Annotated in this window: 11 protein-coding genes; 5 read left to right on the top strand and 6 right to left on the bottom strand. The window is 65.4% G+C overall.

All coding sequences use genetic code 11. The features are described 5' to 3' along the window. Positions 1-132: 132 nt before the first annotated feature. The 5 genes from C8C94_RS00880 to C8C94_RS00860 all read left to right on the top strand — a co-directional run bounded on the left by C8C94_RS00880 (position 133) and on the right by C8C94_RS00860 (position 7,654). The gene (locus C8C94_RS00880; RefSeq protein WP_121419373.1) at positions 133-954 is read left to right on the top strand and encodes a carotenoid biosynthesis protein; all 822 of its coding nucleotides are present in this window, start codon (positions 133-135) and stop codon (positions 952-954) included. Further along, positions 951-2,423 carry an oxygenase MpaB family protein gene (locus C8C94_RS00875; protein ID WP_121422622.1) on the top strand — a complete coding sequence of 491 codons (1,473 nt, stop codon included), beginning with the start codon at positions 951-953 and terminating at the stop codon, positions 2,421-2,423. Before C8C94_RS00880 ends, C8C94_RS00875 begins: the two co-directional genes overlap by 4 nt. A 17-nt stretch (positions 2,424-2,440) precedes the next feature. Further along, entirely contained in the window at positions 2,441-4,222 is a 1,782-nt protein-coding gene (locus tag C8C94_RS00870) for a diguanylate cyclase (protein ID WP_121419372.1), read from the top strand. A 161-nt stretch (positions 4,223-4,383) separates the two neighbouring features. Continuing rightward, positions 4,384-6,051: a diguanylate cyclase gene (locus C8C94_RS00865; protein ID WP_233573353.1), complete on the top strand. Its 1,668-nt coding sequence runs from the start codon at positions 4,384-4,386 to the stop codon at positions 6,049-6,051. A 118-nt stretch (positions 6,052-6,169) separates the two neighbouring features. Continuing rightward, positions 6,170-7,654, top strand: a complete 1,485-nt coding sequence (locus tag C8C94_RS00860; protein ID WP_121422621.1) for an FAD-binding oxidoreductase — start codon at positions 6,170-6,172, stop codon at positions 7,652-7,654. Positions 7,655-7,698: 44 nt separating this feature from the next. Here the strand turns inward: C8C94_RS00860 and C8C94_RS00855 are convergent, their stop codons facing one another. The 6 genes from C8C94_RS00855 to C8C94_RS00830 all read right to left on the bottom strand — a co-directional run bounded on the left by C8C94_RS00855 (position 7,699) and on the right by C8C94_RS00830 (position 19,110). After that, positions 7,699-9,030: a diguanylate cyclase domain-containing protein gene (locus tag C8C94_RS00855; RefSeq protein WP_121419370.1), complete on the bottom strand. Its 1,332-nt coding sequence runs from the start codon at positions 9,028-9,030 to the stop codon at positions 7,699-7,701. A gap of 464 nt (positions 9,031-9,494) precedes the next feature. Continuing rightward, positions 9,495-10,340: a MipA/OmpV family protein gene (locus C8C94_RS00850; RefSeq protein ID WP_233573352.1), complete on the bottom strand. Its 846-nt coding sequence runs from the start codon at positions 10,338-10,340 to the stop codon at positions 9,495-9,497. Between the two features lie 10 nt (positions 10,341-10,350). Further along, entirely contained in the window at positions 10,351-11,175 is an 825-nt protein-coding gene (locus C8C94_RS00845) for an undecaprenyl-diphosphate phosphatase (RefSeq protein ID WP_121422620.1), read from the bottom strand. Positions 11,176-11,281: 106 nt separating this feature from the next. Further along, a complete protein-coding gene (locus tag C8C94_RS00840) occupies positions 11,282-12,718 on the bottom strand; it encodes an efflux transporter outer membrane subunit (protein WP_121419369.1) in 1,437 nt (478 codons plus the stop codon). 9 nt (positions 12,719-12,727) lie between these two features. Beyond that, positions 12,728-15,910 (bottom strand): efflux RND transporter permease subunit, encoded by a 3,183-nt coding sequence (locus C8C94_RS00835; protein WP_121419368.1) that lies wholly within the window; start codon positions 15,908-15,910, stop codon positions 12,728-12,730. Further along, positions 15,907-19,110: an efflux RND transporter permease subunit gene (locus C8C94_RS00830; RefSeq protein WP_121419367.1), complete on the bottom strand. Its 3,204-nt coding sequence runs from the start codon at positions 19,108-19,110 to the stop codon at positions 15,907-15,909. Before C8C94_RS00830 ends, C8C94_RS00835 begins: the two co-directional genes overlap by 4 nt. Positions 19,111-19,121: the final 11 nt, after the last annotated feature.

Below are 19,121 nucleotides of genomic sequence, written 5' to 3'. Positions count from 1 at the left end.
AATACCTCCTGCAATGCCCCGAATAGCGCCGAAAAGCCCCGCCAAGACGGCCTTCGATCAGGGCAAACAAGGTTCGCCCGGAGTGGAGCAATCCCCTACACTGGGGGAGTTGTTACAGTGTGATACACCCCCATGCCCACCCTGCCTCACTTTGCCTCGCGATTGCCTGTGCTCAGCTATGTGCTGCTGGCCGTCTATCTGGTCATCCTCGCAGTCCGAACCCACAACGACACCACCATTGCCCTGGTGATTGCCTCGGTCGTGATGTTTGCCTGCTGCTGGGCCAGTGCCACCCATTTGCTGGGCGCACGGCCAGCGCTGCAGTTTGTGCTGATTGCCGTGAGTTTTGGCTGGTTTGCCGAGCAGATGGGCTCCTCGCGCGGCTGGTTCTTTGGCCAGTACACCTACACCGAAGTGCTGGGTCCCCGTCTGGGGGACGTGCCCCTGGTCATCCCGCTGATGTGGTTTTCGCTGACCTATGCGGGGTATGTGATCTGCAACCTCATCGTCTGGCAAAGCGCGGTGGACGGCGCGCGGGGCCTGGGCAATGCCGCCATGCTGTCATTTCTGGCAGCGATGATCGTCACGGCGTTTGATCTGGGCGCCGACCCTTACATGGTGTACACCCTCAAGGCCTGGATCATGACCAAGACCGATGGCGCATGGTTTGGGGAGACGGTGCAGGGGTTTTTTGGTTGGGTGTTCGTGTCCTTCGTCATCATCTTTGTTTTCCGCATGTCGGTTCGCAAACTGGCACTGCAGCCATCCAGCCCGTTCTTGCGCCACCATGCCCTGGTGCCGCTGGCACTGTATGGGAGCAATATGGTGTTTCAGATGATCCTGGGCAATCCGGTGGAAATCCGCTCCATTGCGCCGTTTGCGATGGGCATCCCCTTGTTGTGCGCGCTGGCCGGGTACCAGCGCTGGGCAGCCCCCGCAAAGGCCAGCGTATGAACCAGAACACGTCACACTCCAACACCATCTCGGACGCCGAACTGGCGGGTATGCAGCACCACGCCGACCCCCTGGCCGACCAGACCATCGCCGACATCCTGGGCGACTGGCCCGCAGGGGACGTCGCGGTGGATGCGCCGCAATGGGCGCGCATCGACACCGTGAACCGCCTGTTCGGCCAATGGACGGACAACAAGAGCCTGGTGGGCTGGACCGCCCAAGGTGACGGGGTGGATGCAGCCATGGCCCGGGCATTGAACCACTACGTGCAGACCGCGCAAGTGCTGCCGTCCTGGGCCGATGCGAAAAAGATCGAGCGTGCCGAGAAGCTGTTCATGGAGCATGGGGCGCTGTCGTGCATCCTGCTGTTTTGCGCCAGCCTGCCCGAGTGTTATGTGATCCCCGACCTCTCCAGCGTGCTGCACACCTCGGGCCAGCTGGAGCAGAACGCCGAGTACCGCATCCGGTCCACGGCCGCGATGATCTTCCCGGTGATGCTGCACGGTGGCCTCAGCCAGCGCGGCGCGGGCGTGGCGCAGGTGCTCAAGGTGCGGCTGATCCACGCCACCATCCGCAACCTGATCCTGCACGGCAGCCCGCAAAGTGCCGTCAAACAGCTGCTGGCCGGGGGCAGCGGGCAGGTGGCACCACAAGCCCTGCCCAGCGGGGGCGGGCGTCAGGCCATGTTCCAGACGCTGTACGCCCGCGGCTGGAACCTGAAAGGCGATGGACTGCCCTGCAACCAGGAAGAGCTGGCCTACACCTTGCTAACGTTTGGCTATGTGTTTTTGCGCAGCTTGCGCCGCTTGGGGCTGAGGTTGCGCACGGCCGACGAAGAGGCCTACCTGCACGCCTGGAACGTGGTGGGCCACATCCTGGGCATCGACCGGGCCTTGATGGTGGACACCATGGACCAGGGCCAGGCCCTGATGGCGCGCATGCAGGCCCGGGGCCGCGCCGAACCCGTCACACCGGACCCCCGCCCTGCCCTGGGCCGGGCCTTGATGCAGACCATGGAGAACTCGCTGCCCTGGAACATTGTGAAACCCTTTCCCGAACTCATGACCCGCTACCTGTGCGGGCGCGACACGGCCAGCGACCTGGGCCTGACCCAGCCTGTTCCGTGGCCATCGGCGCTGCTGTTCTGGGGGGTGTTGCTGATCGCCCGTGCCATCGACACCGTGCTGCGCCTGGTGCTGCCCCGGTTCTCGATCGTGAGGACACTCACGCGCATCCTGGGCTACCACTTCATGAGCCGCGTGCTGATGAGCCAGACCCGCCCCCTCCAACTGCCCACCGAGTTGCTCAACCAGGTGGACGAGGTGGTGCACAGCTGGAGCGATGACCCCCACGCGCCGGGCTGGATCAACCGGATCGAAGACCGGCTGACGACGCGCGGCAGCTGGAGCGCGGGCCTGGCCGCCCAGGCCCCTGCCGCACACCCCGCCCAGGCGCAGCAACCCACATAGCCGTTGTTCCCACGCCAATGTCCCCGCTGGTCTGCGCCCTCCTGACGATCACCCGGCTTGGTCGTGCGCGCTGCGGCGTGGCGTCCAGCCTGCTTTGGCTGTTCGTCATCATGGCTCTGCCTGCGGGCGTGCAGGCGAACGCGCCTCTTGTGCTGACGCAGGATCGGCCGCAGATGAATGCCTGGGAAGCCATCACGCTCAAGGCCGATCCCACGTACCAGCTTTCGGTGCAGGACATGCTGGAACGCCTGAATGAGTTCGAGGCGCCTGCCCGGCGCGGTGGCTCGCTGGGTGTGCACAAGGCAGCCATGTGGCTGCACATTCCCATCGTCGCGCCCAAGACACCGCGCGCCCCCTGGATGGTGGATATCGGCTACAGCTCGCTGCAGGCCGAGATTTACCTGACCAGTGGCGGCCGAGTGCTCCAGCAGATTCGCACCAGCCAGCGTGATCAGATGCAGCTATCCAGCCGCACGCCAGCGATGGCATTCGACCTGCAGGCCGGACAGGCTTACGACCTGCTGATACGGGTGCAAGCCACCGGACCACTGATCCTGCCCATCACGGTCGGCGAAATGCCCTACCAGATGCACCAGGCCCTGCGCGAGCAGATGTTGCAGGGTCTGCTCAACGGGCTGGCGTTGTGCCTGCTGGCGTACAGCCTGATCCAGTGGCTCACGCAGCGCGAGCACTTGTTCGGCTTTTATGCACTGGTGGTGCTGGGCAGCGCGGGTTTTTCGCTGCAGTTCTTCGGCATTGGCGACCAGTTTTTATGGCCGGGCAATCTGTGGATGAGCCGGTATGCAGGACTGGCCGCTGGGTTGATTGCCCTGGCGGGCTCGTTCCTGTTCCTGAGTGCCGCACTGGCAGACAACCCGCAAAGCCGGTACGCACGCGCCATGCGCGCAGGTGCAGCGATCACAGCAGTGGTCTGCGTTGCCGTCACGCTGGGCTGGCTGAGCATCGCCATCGCCATCGCCTTCATGAGTCTGGTAGGCCCCCTGCCTTCTCTCATCAGCGTGCCTGCTGCCATCACGCGGGTGCGGCAAAAAGACCCCATCGGCACCACCCTGCTGGCGGCCTGGATTGCCTACGGTGTGGCTGCCGCACTCATGGTGTGCCTGGTGCAGGGCTGGGTGCCCGCGAACTTCTGGACGCTGCACTCATTCCAGTTCGGCGCCACGCTGGACATGCTGCTGTTCTTGCGCGTCATGGGGCTGCGTGCCAAAGCCATGCGGATGAAAGCACAGGAGGCGCTGCGCGAGCGCGACATCATGCATTCGCTGGCGCACAGCGACCCACTGACAGGTCTGAGCAACCGGCGTGGGCTGCAGCATGCGCTGCAACTTGCGCTGTCTTCCAGCTCACCAAGCCATCTGGTCGCGGTGTATCTGATCGATCTGGACGGGTTCAAGCCCATCAATGACTCACATGGCCACGATGTGGGCGACGACCTGCTGGTGGCTGTGGGCAAGCGGCTGCAAGCCAGTGTCCGCCAGCAGACCGACCTGGTAGCAAGGCTGGGCGGGGATGAATTCATCGTCATGGCCTGCCATCTCGAAAGTCCGCACCATGCCGAAGAGCTGGGCCGATCCCTGCTGCACGCTTTCGATGCGCCGTTCTCCCTGGGCGACCTGAACCTGAAGGTGGGACTGACCATCGGCTATGCCCTGGCCCCCCTGGACAGCGACGACTCCCATGGGTTGATCCGTCTTGCCGATGCAGCCATGTATGCCGGCAAGCAAGGGGGCAAAAGCTCCATCCTGCGCAACAGTGGCGAACTGGCGCTTGCGCCATGAAACAGGCCTCCTGCACCGTGGTGCCTTGCCTATACTGAACCAGCCCGACCATGCCCCGCCGTCACCCCATGCCGAACCGGCCCCGGCCCCACCACCTCCCTTGGCTGGCTTTGCTCTGGGCGTTGATGGTATGCCCCTGGGCGTGGGCAGGTAGCTCACCCTTGCTGCTGAACGACGAGCGGGGAGCCACCGATGCATGGCCCGCCGTCACGCTACTGAGCGATCCCAGCCTTCAGCTTTCAGTGGAAGATGTACTGGCGCAGTCCGACAAGTTCACCCCGCCCCCCAGCGTGGGCGCCACGTTGGGGGTGAGGCCCGATGCAGTCTGGCTGCGCATCCCGTTCGAAGTGGCCTCGACGTCTGACGCCCAGTGGATCCTGGATGTCAACCACTCCGACCTGAACCACATCGGCGTCTACCTCACGACCAGCGGCTATGTGGTCCAGCAAGCAACCCTGGGCAGCCTGCACCCTTACGCACACCGTCCATTGCAAAGCCGATCCCACGCGCTCACGCTGAATCTGAGGCCCGGGTTGCAGTACGAACTGTTGGTGCGCATCCAGACCCGGGGAGCGATGATCCTGCCAATCTCGTTCTACAAGCCTGCAGCCATGCTCAGCAAGGCGGTCAACGAGCAAATGCTGCAGGGCGTATTGACCGGGCTGGCCCTGTGCCTGCTTGTGTACAGCGTGGGCCAGTGGCTGAGCCTGCGCGAGCCACTGTTCATCTACTACGCATTGCTCACATCCGGCAGCCTGCTGTTTTCGATGCACCTGTTCGGCGTGGGTCGGCAGTTCCTCTGGAGCGACAGCCTCTGGCATGAAGTCCACATGGGAGGGCTCTCTGCCTTGCTCGCCACCTGTGGTTCGTTCCTCTTCATCGGACAGGCCCTGTCGGAGCCCGACTCCAGCAAACGCTTTCTGCGCTTCATGCGCTGTGGAGCGGCACTGTGTGTGCTCCTTGCACTGGCATACGGACTGGATGCCATCTCCACCCGCGCCATTGCAGCCATTGTGAGCATCCTGGGCCTGGTACCCGCCCTGATGGGCATCCCGGGTGCGGCACGCCGTGCGATCCGGGGTGATGGGGTTGGCACCAGCCTGCTGCTGGCCTGGTTGGTCTACTTCATTGCGACCGCGATCGTCATCGGCGTCATCAACGGCTGGGTGCCGGTGAATTTCTGGACTTTGCATTCCTTCCAGTTTGGTGCAACGCTGGATATGCTGCTCTTCATGCGCGTGCTGGGCCTGCGCACCAAGGCATTGCGGCTGGAGGCGCTGGATGCCAACCGCGAGCGTGACGCGATGCACTCGCTGGCCCATACCGACCCCTTGACCGGCTTGCCCAATCGGCGTGGCCTGAGCATTGCCCTGGCCTCCGCCCTGCCCCACAGCGGCCCCAACAGCCTGCTGGCTGTGTACGTGATGGACCTCGATGGTTTCAAGCCCGTCAACGACCGGCACGGCCACGATGTGGGCGATGAACTGCTGATCGCCGTGACCCGTCGGCTGCAAGGCCATGTGCGCCAGAGTGACGTGGTAGCGCGCCTGGGCGGCGATGAATTTGTGGTGATGGCAGGCCACCTTGGCAGCAGCCAGCAAGCCCAGGAGCTGGGGCTCAAACTGCTGGAAGCTTTTCGCACCCCTTTCTCGCTCGGCGATCTACAGGTGGAAGTGGGATTGACCATCGGCTACGCGATTGCACCGGACGACAGCAACGATGCACTGGGCCTGCTGAAGCTGGCGGATGCGGCAATGTACAGCGGCAAGCAAGGGGGGAAATTCTGCCTTCGCCGCAACACCGGGGACCTGGCGCTGTCGTCGGCCTGAGCGCTACCAGTGCACACCGCACCCTGCGGCTGAGCCCCAAGGGCCATTCCGAACTGGTCAAACGGCCTGGCTTCCGTTAAACACGGGGCTTCGCGTTACCACCCAAGGATTGTTCACCATGGCCCATCGCAAAAGTCCCGCCCGCATTGCCAAAGACGCCCGCATTGCGCATTTTCAGTCGCTGGCTACACGCCAGGCCGCACCGAACGCGCCGGGCGCAACCCTGACCTGGGATGCCGTGGCGGCGCTGGAGGCCAAACTGGTGGGCCGCATCGTGCTGCCGTCCAGCCCCGACTACAACGCTGCGCGGCAAGAGTCCAACCCCGCGTTTCAGGCTTATCCCGAGATCATCGTCTACTGCGCCTGCGAACACGACGTGCTCGAATGCCTTGCCGTGGCCCGCACCTACAACCTGTGGGTGGCCGTGCGCTGCGGCGGGCACAGCACGGCAGGCTACTCCGTCAACAGCGGCATGGTGGTGGACCTGAGCGACCTGAAAGGCGTGGTGCTGGACCCACCCCGCGAACGCGTGCATGTGCTGCCGGGCACCGATTTCGACCATTTCAATGGCGCGATGAACCACACCGGCTGGCATGTGCCCACGGGAGCGTGCGGCAGCGTGTGCGTGGGGGGCTTCGTGCAGGGTGGCGGCTATGGCTACACATCGCGGGCCTTCGGCATCCAGAGCGATCTGGTGGAATCGTTCCGGGTGGCGCTTGCCAACGGCAGCATCGTCACGGCCAGCGCGCAGGAGAACCCGGGGCTCTACTGGGCCATGCGCGGTGGCACGGGCGGCAACTTTGGTGTGCTGTTGCAGGTCACCTACCGCATGCACCGGCTGGACCAGGTGTGGGCCTGGGCCATCAGCTGGGACGCCGCGCATGCCGCCGAGGTCCTGACGACGATGCAAGCCCACTACATGAAAACCGGCGCACCCGATGCCCTGGGCTACATGATGAACCTGGGCTACCAGAACAGTACGCCGGTCTACATGGTGCAAGGCATGTTCTGCGGCACGCGCGATGAGGGCATGAAGGCCATCGCACGCCTCATGGCGATACCGAGCGCACAGCTGCTGGTGGACAAGACGGGCACCTACCCCGATATGAACATCTGGCTGGAAGACCACCCCTACACCTTGCCAGACAACCTGCCCGACGGCGTGGCGGAAACCAAGGCCTGCGGCTACATCAGCACGCCGCTGTCAACAGCCGACTGGCAACGCATCATCGACTACTTCAAGACCTCGCCCAACCCCTGGTCGCTGGCTTATCTGGAACCCTATGGCGGCGCCATCAACCGCTATCCCGTGGCCGACAGCGCTTTCATCCACCGCCATGTGGATGCCGACCTCGTGGTGGACGTGTTCTGGACCAATGACACCGAGCGGGCCCAGATGGAAGCCTGGCTCGATGGGTTCATGAACCTGGTCAAACCCTTCCTGAACGGCCACGTGTACCAGAACTATCCCGACGCAAGCCTGCAGGACTTTGCCCAGGCCTATTGGGGCCCTGCATACCCGCAGCTTCAGCAGGTCAAGGCCCAGTACGACCCCGGGAACTTCTTCCACTTTCAGCAGAGCGTCCGGCTGCCCAGCCTGTAGAGGAGGCGCTGCAGGCCAGCCTCCCTGGAGCGGTAGACCACCGCTCAGGAACGGGCCGCTTCCGCGTAATGGAGCCGGCCTTTGCCCGCGCGTTTGGCCGAGTACATCGCCTGGTCGGCGCGGTTCATCAGGGCGTCGATATCCCCCTCCAGCGGGGGATACACGGCCACGCCAATGCTGGCGCCGATGAAAAGATCACGCCCTTCCACAACCATGGGCTGGTGCAATGCCTCGATGATGCGGTGGCCGATGGTGTCGGTCACATCGCGGGTGACATCGCGGTCGAGCATGACCAGGAATTCGTCGCCACCCAGGCGTGCCATGGTGTCGCCCGCACGCACCGTGCTGGCAATGCGTTGGGCCACAATGCGCAGCACTTCATCACCGGCGCGATGGCCTTCGGCGTCGTTCACCCCCTTGAACCCATCGAGGTCGATGAACAGCAAGGCCACAGACCCGGCATTGCATCGCGCCTGCGTCAGGGACTGTTCCAGACGGCTCTGAAAAGCCGCCCGATTGAGCAGGCCCGTGAGTGAATCGTGGTTGGCCAAATAGTGCTGCTGGCGGGCGATCTGGATCTTGGCCGAGACATCCTGGACCAGCGCCATGATCGATGTGACCTGCCCCTGGGCGTCGGTCAGTGCGGAGTTGAACCACTCGCAATGCACTTCGCTACCGTCCTCCCGCACAAAGCAGGTCTCCGCGCGGTTCTGGGACTCCTGCCCCGACTGCAGGCGCTGTAGCGCACTCTGAAGCCCATCGTCCTGAAGTGAAGGGTCCACAAGTTCCGTCAGCAACCGCCCCTCCAGCCCCGCCACCTGCAGCCAGCCCATGAGCTGCACAGCGCGCTGCGAACAGTGCAGGAGCCTGAGGTTATGGTCCATCTCCAGCACCGCAAGCGGGCTGTTTTCCATGTGCGAGGAAAGCCGCTGGTTGGCTGCGCGCAGCGCATTCATGGTGACCTGCAGTTCATGAACGTCGAGCGCCGTGGTGATGAAGCCGTCCACCAGCCCCTGCCGGTTGTGCCAGGGGGTCAGGCAGATGGTGCGCCATTCATCAATGCCATACGGTGTGCGCAGAAGGCGCTGGTACTGCACCCGCTCGCCCTGCAGCACACGCTCGACGAAGGGCATGAATCGGGCGCAGTCGCTCTCGCCATACACCTCGACCAGGGTTTTCCCCACCAACTGCTGGGGCACGGCGCCGAACCAGCGGGCGTATTCCTCGTTGACATAGATCATGGCCAGACTGCGGTCGATCACAGCCATGGTGGCACCCGCGCTGCGGGTGATCAGATCCAGCAATTCAGCCTTGGACCAGGAATCCTGATGGACGGCTGTGGGGGGCTGCGACAACTCAGGCTCGTCTTGCATCATGCGGCGATAGCCCCGGCGGGGAGATGGTCATCGACAGAGGGGGCGATCCAACGCTGCACCTCCTTCACGGTGGCCGCTTTGCATCGCCCTGCTACAGGTAACAGTGTGTCAGCACCAGCTTATCACTTTCGGCCCATGGAGCCCCCGCAGGCCCCACGGGCCTTCGCAAAAGGCCAGCTCCCGCACGGTGTTGCACGCTAGTCCACTGAAACCGAGAAATCGGCTGTGTGCCGAGGTGGCAGCGGGTGCAGCGCAAGGCGCGGGCTGCGGCCAAGGCTGGCCGCCTTGGCAAGGCCCGCAACGCAGCGATGCGCCTGCTGCCACCCCGGCCCGAAGGGTGAGGGTCTGGCAGGGCCGCCCTCGTCGTTGCCGTGCTCGCCGGGTATGCAACCCGCCTGCGCCCGCCGCCTAGAGGGCGGCCCTGCCAGACCCTCACGCACAGCCGATTTCTCGGTTTCAGTGGACTAACGGCAGCAGCGGTACGCCAGGCCGACGGACACGGAATACCCTGTGGGCTCGACGGTGAGCGGGCTGCGGCGGGCGTCGCCCTTGAGCTGCGATACACGCGCCGCACCCAGAATCACCCAGTGGCGATTGATGGCCGACATGACCTCCACACCGGCATCCACGCTGTACAGGCCTGCGCCCGGATCAAAGGCAGGCAAGGCCCCGGAACCACCCGCAGGCACGCCAAAATGACCGCGCAGATAGGTGCGATCCCCAAAGCTCGCGCCTGCGCCGAAAGTGACTTTGGTCTGCTCGGTCACGGGCCAGGTATAGCCCACGCTGGTGGACAACTGCGCGCCGCCGTCGCGCCCCAGAATGTCCTGCGAAAGCCCGGCGCCCACAGACCACCGTGGCGTCAGCGCATACCCAGCGCTCACCCGCGCGCGCAGCGTGGACCGGACCGAGGGCAACCCCACCAGGATCGGTGCGTCCGAGCCGTCACGGCCTTTGTCGATGCGCAGCGAGGCGCTCAGGTTGAATTGATCTCCCTGCGCCAGCGTGGCGCTGGCACCCGATTCGCGCGGACCCAGCCCATGTCCCATGAAGGCGCTGCCACGCGAGGTACTGAGCCTGAAACGTCCATATTCGATGGCCCATGCGGGCCGCAAGCTGTTCTTGCGCCCATCACCGCCCGCGTAGTCCGGGCTGGAGCCCACGATGGCGCCCAGCGCGTAGTTGAACAACGGTTTGGGCGGCTCTTCGGCCGCAGGCGCATCCGCGGCGTGCGCCGCCGGCCAGGAGCACAGGCAAGCCAGCAACGAAGCACAAGAAACCAGGGGCGCAATGGGGGCAAAACGGCTCATGGGTGGATTATCAGTCCGCCCACTGCACCCATCCAGTCCATGCTGTCACCAGAACAACGATGCCAAACACGATGCGGTAGTACGCAAACGGTACAAAGCTATGGGTACTGATGTAGCGCAACAACCAGCGCACACACAGCCAGGCGCTCAGGAAAGAAAAGACCAGCCCGGTGATGAACATGGGCAGATCGGCCACCGACAGCAGCGCGCGCTCCTTGTACAGGCTGTACACCCCCGCGCCAATGAGCGTGGGAATGGCCAGAAAGAACGAAAAATCGGTGGCTGCCTTGCGCGACAGGCCCAGCAGCATGCCCCCGATGATGGTGGAGCCGCTGCGGCTGGTGCCCGGCACCATGGCGAGACACTGCACCAGGCCCACCTTGAGGGCGTCCAGCGGCGTCATGTCATCCACCGACTGGATGCGAGTGGCCGCAGGAGATCGGCGCTCTGCCCACAAAATGATGAAGCCCCCAATGATGAAGGTGCTGGCCACCACCACAGGGGTAAACAGATGGGCCTTGATGGCTTTGCCAAACAACAGGCCCAGCACCACAGCGGGCAAAAACCCGATGAGCACATTGAGTACAAACCGCTGCGCCTGCCGCTGCGTGGGCAAGGCCACCAGCGTGGCGCGGATCTTCTGCCAGTACACCAGGATCACCGCAAAGATGGCACCGGTCTGGATGGCAATGTCAAACACCTTGGCCTTGGCATCATCAAATCCCAGCAGAGAGCCCGCCAGGATCAGGTGCCCCGTGGAAGAAATGGGCAGGAACTCCGTCAGGCCTTCGACCACGCCCATGATGGCAGCCTTGACCAGCAATACAACGTCCACGCACACTCCTTGAGAAAATTTGAATCAAACAAGGCTCTACCGCTTATCTATCAAGCGCTAGTAGCTATCAAAACAGGAGTATATGCCGAGCAGCCCCGCGCAGCCTTCAGGCGGGGGGCTGCCACGGCGCCTGCCACCCGCCCCCCAGCGCCTGCACCAGCGCCACCACGGCCAGCTGGCGGTTGACCTGCAGCAGCAGCAGGGCGCGCTGGGCAGACAGCGCCGACACTTGCGCGGTCACCACCTCGGTGTAGCCCACCTGGCCTTCGCGATAGCGGTTGAGCAGCTGCTGCGCCGTGCGTTCGGCGGCCAATACGGCCTCGCGCCGCAGGGGCTCCTGTTCTCGCAGGGTGCGCAGCACGGTGAGCTGGTCTTCCACGCTCTGGAAGGCCGTCAGCACGGTCTGGCGGTAGACGGCCACACGGGCATCGCGTGCAGCCTGCGCCTCCTCCACGCGGGCGGCGGTGGCACCTGCATCAAACACAGTCTGTGCAATCGACAGCCCCAGTGACCACACAGTGCCCGACGCCTTGAACAGATCCGCCACGCTGCTGCCACCGCTGCCGAGGGTGGCGCCCAGGCTCAGGCTGGGAAAGTACGCCGCGCGCTGGATGCCGATCTGCGCGTTGGCAGCGGCCACGGCCCGCTCTGCCGACGCGATGTCGGGGCGGCGCTGCAGCAGGGTTGAGGGGACGCCTGGTGGCACCTCGGGCACTTGGGCCACCCACGGCGCACTGGGCACGACAAAGTCGGAGGGCGCCTGCCCCGTCAGCACCGCCAGCGCGTGCTCGAACCGCGCCCGGTTCTGGCGCGCGGTGGCCAGGTCGGCCCGCGCGTTTGCCAGTTGGGTCTGCGCCTGCAGCACATCGGTCTGGGCCACCACTCCGGCGGAATAACGATTCCTGGCGATCTGCAGGCTGCGCTCGTAGCCCTCCACCGTGGCCTGCAGCAGCCCGATTTCCGCATCGGCCTCGCGCAACTGGAAATAGGCAGAGGCCAGGCTGCCCACGGCGGACAGGCGGGCCGACGCAAGGTCGGCCTCGCTGGCTTGCGCACTGGCCTGGGCATTGTTGACGCCGCTTTCGAGCCGCCCCCACAGGTCCGGGGCCCAGTCCACCCCCAACGAGGCTTGGGTCGTGGTGCCGGACCGGCTGGCGCCCTCGCCACCCGAACGCGTGGCACCGCCCGACAGGCTGACGGAAGGCAGCAGCCCCGCGCGCTGCTGCCGCACCACGGCCTGCGCCTGGGCATAGGCAGCCACTGCTGCGGCAATGTTCTGGTTGGATAGCTGCACCTGCTCCGCCAGCCGGTTCAGCTCGGCGTCTCCGAACAGCTCCCACCAGGGTCCACGGTCCAGCGCGTCGGCAGGCGCGGCTGGCGCCCAGGTGGCGCCCGCCTCCTTGAACGTGGCCGGCACTGGCATCTCGGGGCGCTGGTACGGCGGAGTGACGGAGCAGGCAGACAGCAGCGTCAGCGCGAGCCCGAGGCTGGCCCAGCGTGCGGCGCGTGCACCCGGTGCGAGGGGGATGAAGGGACGGGTCATGGTGCGCAATCAGACAGCGGCACCGGGGGCTCCGGCGCGGCTGAGTTGTTGTTCGTTGGGTGCGGGCTTGCGCAGCTTGTCGAGCAGCACATACACCACCGGCGTCGTCAGCAAGGTGAGCAACTGGCTCGCGATGAGCCCGCCGATGATCGCCACGCCCAGCGGCTGGCGCAGCTCCGAGCCCTGCCCGAAGCCGATGGCCAGCGGCAGTGCACCCAGCGCAGCAGCCATCGTGGTCATCAGGATGGGGCGAAACCGCAGCAGGCAGGCTTCGCGCACGGCCTCCAGGGCCGTGAGCCCGCGCGCGCGCTCGGCGTCCAGCGCAAAGTCGATGATCATGATCGCGTTCTTCTTGACGATGCCGATCAGCAGGAACACGCCGATGAGCGCAATGATGGTGAACTGCATGTTGAACAGCAGCAGCGCCAGCACGGCGCCCACCCCCGCCGACGGCAGCGTGGTCAGCACCGTGATCGGGTGGATCAGGCTTTCATACAGAACCCCCAGCACGATGTAGATCACCACGATGGCGGTGAGGATCAGGAACAGCTGTTGCCCCTGCGACTGCTGGGCGCTGAGCGCCGTGCCCTGGAAGCTGCCGCGCACGTTGGTGGGCATGGCAATGTCGGCCTCGGCCTGCTCGATGACCTGGCGCGCCTGCGCCAGCGAGGTTCCGGGGTCGATGTTGAACGAGATGGTGGTGGCCAGCTCGCCATCCTGGTGGCTGATGGACGTGGGTGACGCCCGCTCCACCACGCGCGCCACGGCGCTCAACGGCACCATGGTCGATGCCGCAGTGCTGATGACATTGCCCGTGGACGCACCGCGCTGGCCCGGGTTGGCGGCCGTCCCCGTGGCACCGGTCGGGTTGCTGGCCACGTAGATATCTTTCAGGGCCGGCGGGCCCCGGGTGTACTCCGGCGCCCACTCCATGATGACGGCGTACTGGTTGAGTTCGCCATAGATGGTGGCCACCGAACGCTGGCCGAAGGCGTTGTACAGCGCGTTGTCGATGGCCGAGGCGCTCACGCCCAGGCGCGAAGCGCTGTCGCGGTCCACCTCCACATAGGTCTCCACGCCGTTCTCCGCCTGGTCGGTGTCCACGTCCTTGAGCAGGCTTTCGTCCTTGAGCCGGTCGGCCAGCTTGCCCGCCCATTGCTTGAGGTCCGCCATGGTGTCGCTCTTGAGCGTGTACTGGTAGGTGGAGTTGCTGGAGCGCCCGCCCATGCGCAGGTCCTGCACGGGGTTCAGAAACACCCTGAGGCCGGTGATCTGGTTGAGCTGCGGCCGCAGCCGCGCTATGACGGCCGGTGTGCTGTCCGTGCGCTGCTTCAACGGTTTGAGGTTCACAAACATGAACCCACCCCCGGCCCGGCTGCCACCCGAGAAGCCGACGACGGTGTCCACCGCTGGGTCCTTGCGGATGATCTCCACGGCCTGGCGTAGCTTGCGCGCCAGGGCTTCGGACGAAATGCTCTGGTCGGCCCTGAGGCCCGCGTTGAGCTGGCCGTTGTCCTGCTCGGGGAAGTACCCTTTGGGGATCTTCGCGAACAAGTACACGTTGAGCCCGATCACCGCCAGCAGGATGAGCACCACCAGGCCTTTGCTGGCCAGGGCCCAGTCCAGGCTGTGTCCATACCCGCGCAGCACGCCCTGGTAGCCACGCTCTGCCCACCGCGCCAGGCGCGACGGGGGCTTGTCGCTGGCCGGGTCGTGCGCCCGCAGCAGCCACGCACACATCATGGGCGTGGTGGTGAGCGAGATCACCAGCGAAATCATCACCGCCGCTGACAACGTGATGGCGAATTCGCGGAACAGCCGCCCCACCTGGCCGTCCATGAACAGCAGCGGAATGAACACCGCCACCAGCGACAGGCTGATGGACAGCACGGTGAAGCCCACCTCCCGCGCACCCTGCAGCGCGGCCTGCATGCGGTCCATGCCGGCCTCGATGTGGCGCATGGTGTTTTCCAGCACCACGATGGCATCGTCCACCACAAAACCTGTGGCCACGGTCAGCGCCATCAGGCTCAGGTTGTTCAGGCTGAAGCCCAGGAAGTACATCACGCCGAAGGTTCCCAGCAGCGACACCACAGTGGCCACCGCCGGGATCACCGTGGCCCGCGCCTTGCGCAGGAAGAGGCCCACCACCAGCACCACGAGGGCAATGGAGACCATCAGGGTCAGCTCGATTTCATGCAGGGACGAACGGATGGAGTTGGTGCTGTCCGACGCCACGGCCACCTGGATGTCCTGCGGCAGCTGGGCCTGCAGGTCGGGCAACAGCGCGCGCACGGCATCCACCGTTTCGATGATGTTGGCACCCGGCTGGCGCGTGACCAGCACGATGATGGCGGGATCGCCGTTGAACAGCCCCACGGTGCGGCGGTTTTCCACCCCGTCCACCACGCGCGCCACATCCCCCAGCCGCACGGCGGCATTGTTGCGCCAGGCGACGATGAGCGATTCGTACTCTGCCGCCTTGCGCGCTGGCGATGGTGTATAGATCTGCAGGCGGCGCCCGTCGCCCTCGATGGCGCCCTTGGGCCGGTTGGCGTTGGAGGCCTGGATGGCAGCGCGCACGTCTTCGGTGCTGATGCCGTAGCGGTTGAGCGCAAAGGGCAGCAGCTCCACGCGCACGGCGGGCAGCGAGCCGCCGCCAATCTCCACCTCTCCCACACCGTCCACCTGCGACAGGCGCTGGCTCACCACGTTGGAGACGGCATCGTAGATCTCAGCCGGCGTGCGCGTCTTGGATGTCAGCGCCAGAATGATGACGGGTGATGCCGCCGAGTTGCGCTTGCGGTACGTGGGGTTGCTGCGCAGCGTGGCGGGCAGGTCGGCCCGCGCCGCGTTGATGGCGGCCTGCACCTCGCGCGCGGCCGCGTCGATGTTGCGGTTCAGGTCGAACTGCAGGCTCACACGCGCCGATCCGTTGGAGCTGGTCGAGGTCATTTCGTTGACCCCGGCAATCACCCCCAGCCGCCGCTCCAGAGGGGTGGCCACGCTGGTGGCCATGGTTTCGGGGCTGGCGCCCGCCAGGCTGGCCGAGACCGAAATGGCCGGATAGTCCACCTGCGGCAAAGGCGATACGGGCAGCACAAAAAATGCGGCGATCCCCGCCAGGGCCACGCCAATGGTCAGCAGCACGGTGGCGACCGGCCGCTCGACGAAGGGGCGCGAGAGATTCACGACACCTCCCCGGCCTGGACCGGCGCCGCCGCCGTGCCCCGGCCCGTCCAGCGGCGGCCCAGCCGGTCAAACGCCAGATAGATCACCGGCGTGGTGAAAAGGGTGAGCATCTGGCTCAGGATCAGGCCGCCAAAAATCGCCAGCCCCAGGGGGCGGCGCAGTTCCGCCCCCTCGCCCCATCCCAGCATCAGCGGCAGCGCGGCAAACAGCGCCGCCAGCGTGGTCATGAGAATGGGGCGAAAGCGCAGCAGCGCGGCCTGGTGGATGGCCTGCTGCGGCCCCATGCCCTGGTGGCGCTCGGCGTCGATGGCGAAGTCGATCATCATGATCGCGTTCTTCTTGACGATGCCGATCAGCAGGATGATGCCGATGATGCCGATCACCCCCAGGTCGTTGCCCGACACCATGAGCGCCAGCAGCGCCCCCACCCCGGCGGAAGGCAGGGTGGAGAGGATCGTGACCGGGTGGATATAGCTCTCGTACAGCACGCCGAGCACGATGTACACGCACACCATGGCCGCCAGAATGAGCCACAGCTGGCTCGACAACGATTTTTCGTAAGCCCCGGCAGCCCCCAGGAACTCCATCGACAAGCCCTGCGGCATGCCGATCTCCTTGGCGGCAGCGCGGATGGCGTCCACCGCGCTACCCAAGGAAACACCCTCGGCCTTGTCAAACCCCAACGTTGCCGCCGGGTACTGGGCCACGCGCGTGATCTGCAGCGGCGCCAGTTGCTCGCGGATGGTGGCCACAGCCGCCAGCGGCGTGGGCGTGCCGGAGCCTGTGCGCAGCTGCAAGGTGCCCAGGGCCTCGGGCGTGTTCATGCCTTCCTGCTGGGCTTCCAGGATCACGCGGTACTGGTTGGTCTCGGTGAAGATGGTGGACACGATGCGCTGGCCAAACGCACTGTAGAGCGTGTCGTCCACGCTGCTGGCCGTGACCGACAGGCGGGATGCCGTGTTGCGGTCAATGTCCACAAAGGCCGACAGGCCCTGCGCGCCCGCATCGGTCGTGGCGTTGCGCACCTTGGGCTCGCGCTGCAGTCGCTCGGCGAGCTTGCGGGTCCAGTCGTTGACCTGCGCGGCATCCACACCGCCAATTGACACACGGTACTCGGTGGGGCCGGTTTCCGCATCGATCGTCAGATCCTGCGTGGGCTGAAGGTACAGCGTGACACCCGCCACCGACCGCACACGCTCGCGCAGGCGCTGCATGATGGCTTCCTGCCCGTCGCGGTCAGGCTTGAGATTGATCAGCATGCGCCCGGCGTTGAGCATGGTGTTGTTGGCCGCATCCACACCCACAAACGAGCTGAGCGACAACACATCGGGGTCTTGCAAGATGGCGCGTACGGCGGCTTGCTGGAGTTCACTCATGCGGGCGTACGAGACATCCTGCGACGCCTCGACGCGCGCCTGCAGTTGCCCTGTGTCCTGCGTGGGAAAAAGCCCCTTCGGGATCACCACATACAAGAGCGCCGTGAGGGCCAGCGTCATCACCGCCACCACCAGCGTGGCGCCCTGGTGGCGCAGCACCCACTGCAGCCAGCGGTCATAGCCGCCAATCACCCGCTCGAAACCCCGGTTGATACGGCCCGCGACGCCCTTCGGGCCACCCGCAGGTTCGGCGCGCAGCCAGCGCGCAGCCATCATGGGCACAAGGGTGAGCGACACCACGCCCGAGATGAGAATGGTGATGGCCAGCGTGACCGCGAACTCGCGAAAGAGCCGGCCGACCACATCGCTCATGAAGAGCAGCGGGATCAGCACCGCGATCAGCGACACCGTGAGCGAGATGATGGTGAAGCCAATCTGCGTCGCGCCCTTGAGCGCCGCCTGGAACGGCGGCTCGCCCTCCTCCAGGTAGCGCGCGATGTTCTCGATCATCACGATGGCATCGTCCACTACAAAGCCGGTGGCAATCGTCAGTGCCATCAGGCTCAGGTTGTTGAGGCTGTAGCCCAGCAGGTACATCACGCCGCAGGTGCCAATGAGCGAAATGGGCACGGCCAGGCTGGCAATCACCGTGGCGCGCAGGCTGTGCAGAAAGAAGAAGATCACCAGCACCACCATGAGCACGGCCAGCACCAGTTCCAGCTCCACATGGTGGACCGAGCCCCGGATGCCCGTGGTGCGGTCCGACAGCACCTGCACCTTGAGCGATGCGGGCAGGCCCGCCTGCAGCTCGGGCAGCAGCTTCTTGATGTTGTCCACCGTGGCGATCACGTTGGCGCCCGGCTGGCGCTGCACGTTGAGGATGATCGCTGGAGTGATGGAAGCCCCCACGCTCCCCACTTCGTGTGGTTCGCTGCCCCCCGAGGGCGCGTCCGCTTGCTGGGGGCGGCCCGGCGCGGCGCGGAGGGGGTCGTTGACCCCCGCCCACGCGCCCAGCCGGTTGTTCTCCGCACTCTCCACCACACGCGCCACCTCCAGCATGCGCACCGGCGCGCCGTTGCGCCACGACACGATGAGGTTCTTGTAGTCGTCCACCGTCAGCAACTGGTCGTTGGCATTGATGGTGTACGAGCGCTGCGGGCCGTCAAAACTGCCCTTGGCACTGTTGGCGTTGGCCGACGTGATGGCCGTGCGCAGGGTATCGAGGCCAATGCCGTACGACGCCAGCGCCTTGGTGTCGGCCTGGATGCGCACGGCAGGCCGCTGCCCACCCGCCAGCGACACCAGCCCCACACCGGAAACCTGGCTGATCTTCTGCGCCAGGCGCGTGTTCACCAGGTTCTGCACTTCGGTGAGCGGCAGCGTGTCAGAGCTGATGGCCAGCGTGAGCACCGGCGCGTCGGCAGGGTTCACCTTGGCGTACACCGGCGGTGCGGGCAGGTCTGCGGGCAGCAGCGAATTGCCCGCGTTGATGGCCGCCTGCACCTCCTGCTCGGCCACATCCAGCGCCAGCCCCAGGCCAAACTGCAGCGTGATGATGGACACCCCCGAGGCGCTGGTGGACGCCATGCGCGTGAGCCCGGGCATCTGGCCAAACTGGCGCTCCAGCGGCGCACTCACCGTGCGGCTCATGACCTCGGGGCTGGCACCCGGGTACAGGGTCTGCACCTGGATGGTGGGGTAATCCACCTCGGGCAAGGCCGACAGCGGCAGAAAGCGGAAACCCACCAGCCCTGCCAGCACGATGGCAATCATCAGCAGCGCAGTGGCCACGGGCCTTTCAATGAATGGACGTGAAGGACTCATGTTGTCGTGCC

This window comes from Acidovorax sp. 94 (assembly GCF_003634645.1).
Lineage (GTDB): Bacteria > Pseudomonadota > Gammaproteobacteria > Burkholderiales > Burkholderiaceae_C > Acidovorax > Acidovorax facilis.
This window is presented reverse-complemented; position numbering and strand designations above follow the sequence as displayed.

Coding starts and splice junctions, on each gene's coding strand:
- C8C94_RS00880 (WP_121419373.1), top strand. CDS start 133: ATGCCCACCCTGCCTCACTTTGCCTCGCGATTGCCTGTGCTCAGCTAT.
- C8C94_RS00875 (WP_121422622.1), top strand. CDS start 951: ATGAACCAGAACACGTCACACTCCAACACCATCTCGGACGCCGAACTG.
- C8C94_RS00870 (WP_121419372.1), top strand. CDS start 2,441: ATGTCCCCGCTGGTCTGCGCCCTCCTGACGATCACCCGGCTTGGTCGT.
- C8C94_RS00860 (WP_121422621.1), top strand. CDS start 6,170: ATGGCCCATCGCAAAAGTCCCGCCCGCATTGCCAAAGACGCCCGCATT.
- C8C94_RS00855 (WP_121419370.1), bottom strand. CDS start 9,030: ATGATGCAAGACGAGCCTGAGTTGTCGCAGCCCCCCACAGCCGTCCAT.
- C8C94_RS00850 (WP_233573352.1), bottom strand. CDS start 10,340: ATGAGCCGTTTTGCCCCCATTGCGCCCCTGGTTTCTTGTGCTTCGTTG.
- C8C94_RS00840 (WP_121419369.1), bottom strand. CDS start 12,718: ATGACCCGTCCCTTCATCCCCCTCGCACCGGGTGCACGCGCCGCACGC.
- C8C94_RS00830 (WP_121419367.1), bottom strand. CDS start 19,110: ATGAGTCCTTCACGTCCATTCATTGAAAGGCCCGTGGCCACTGCGCTG.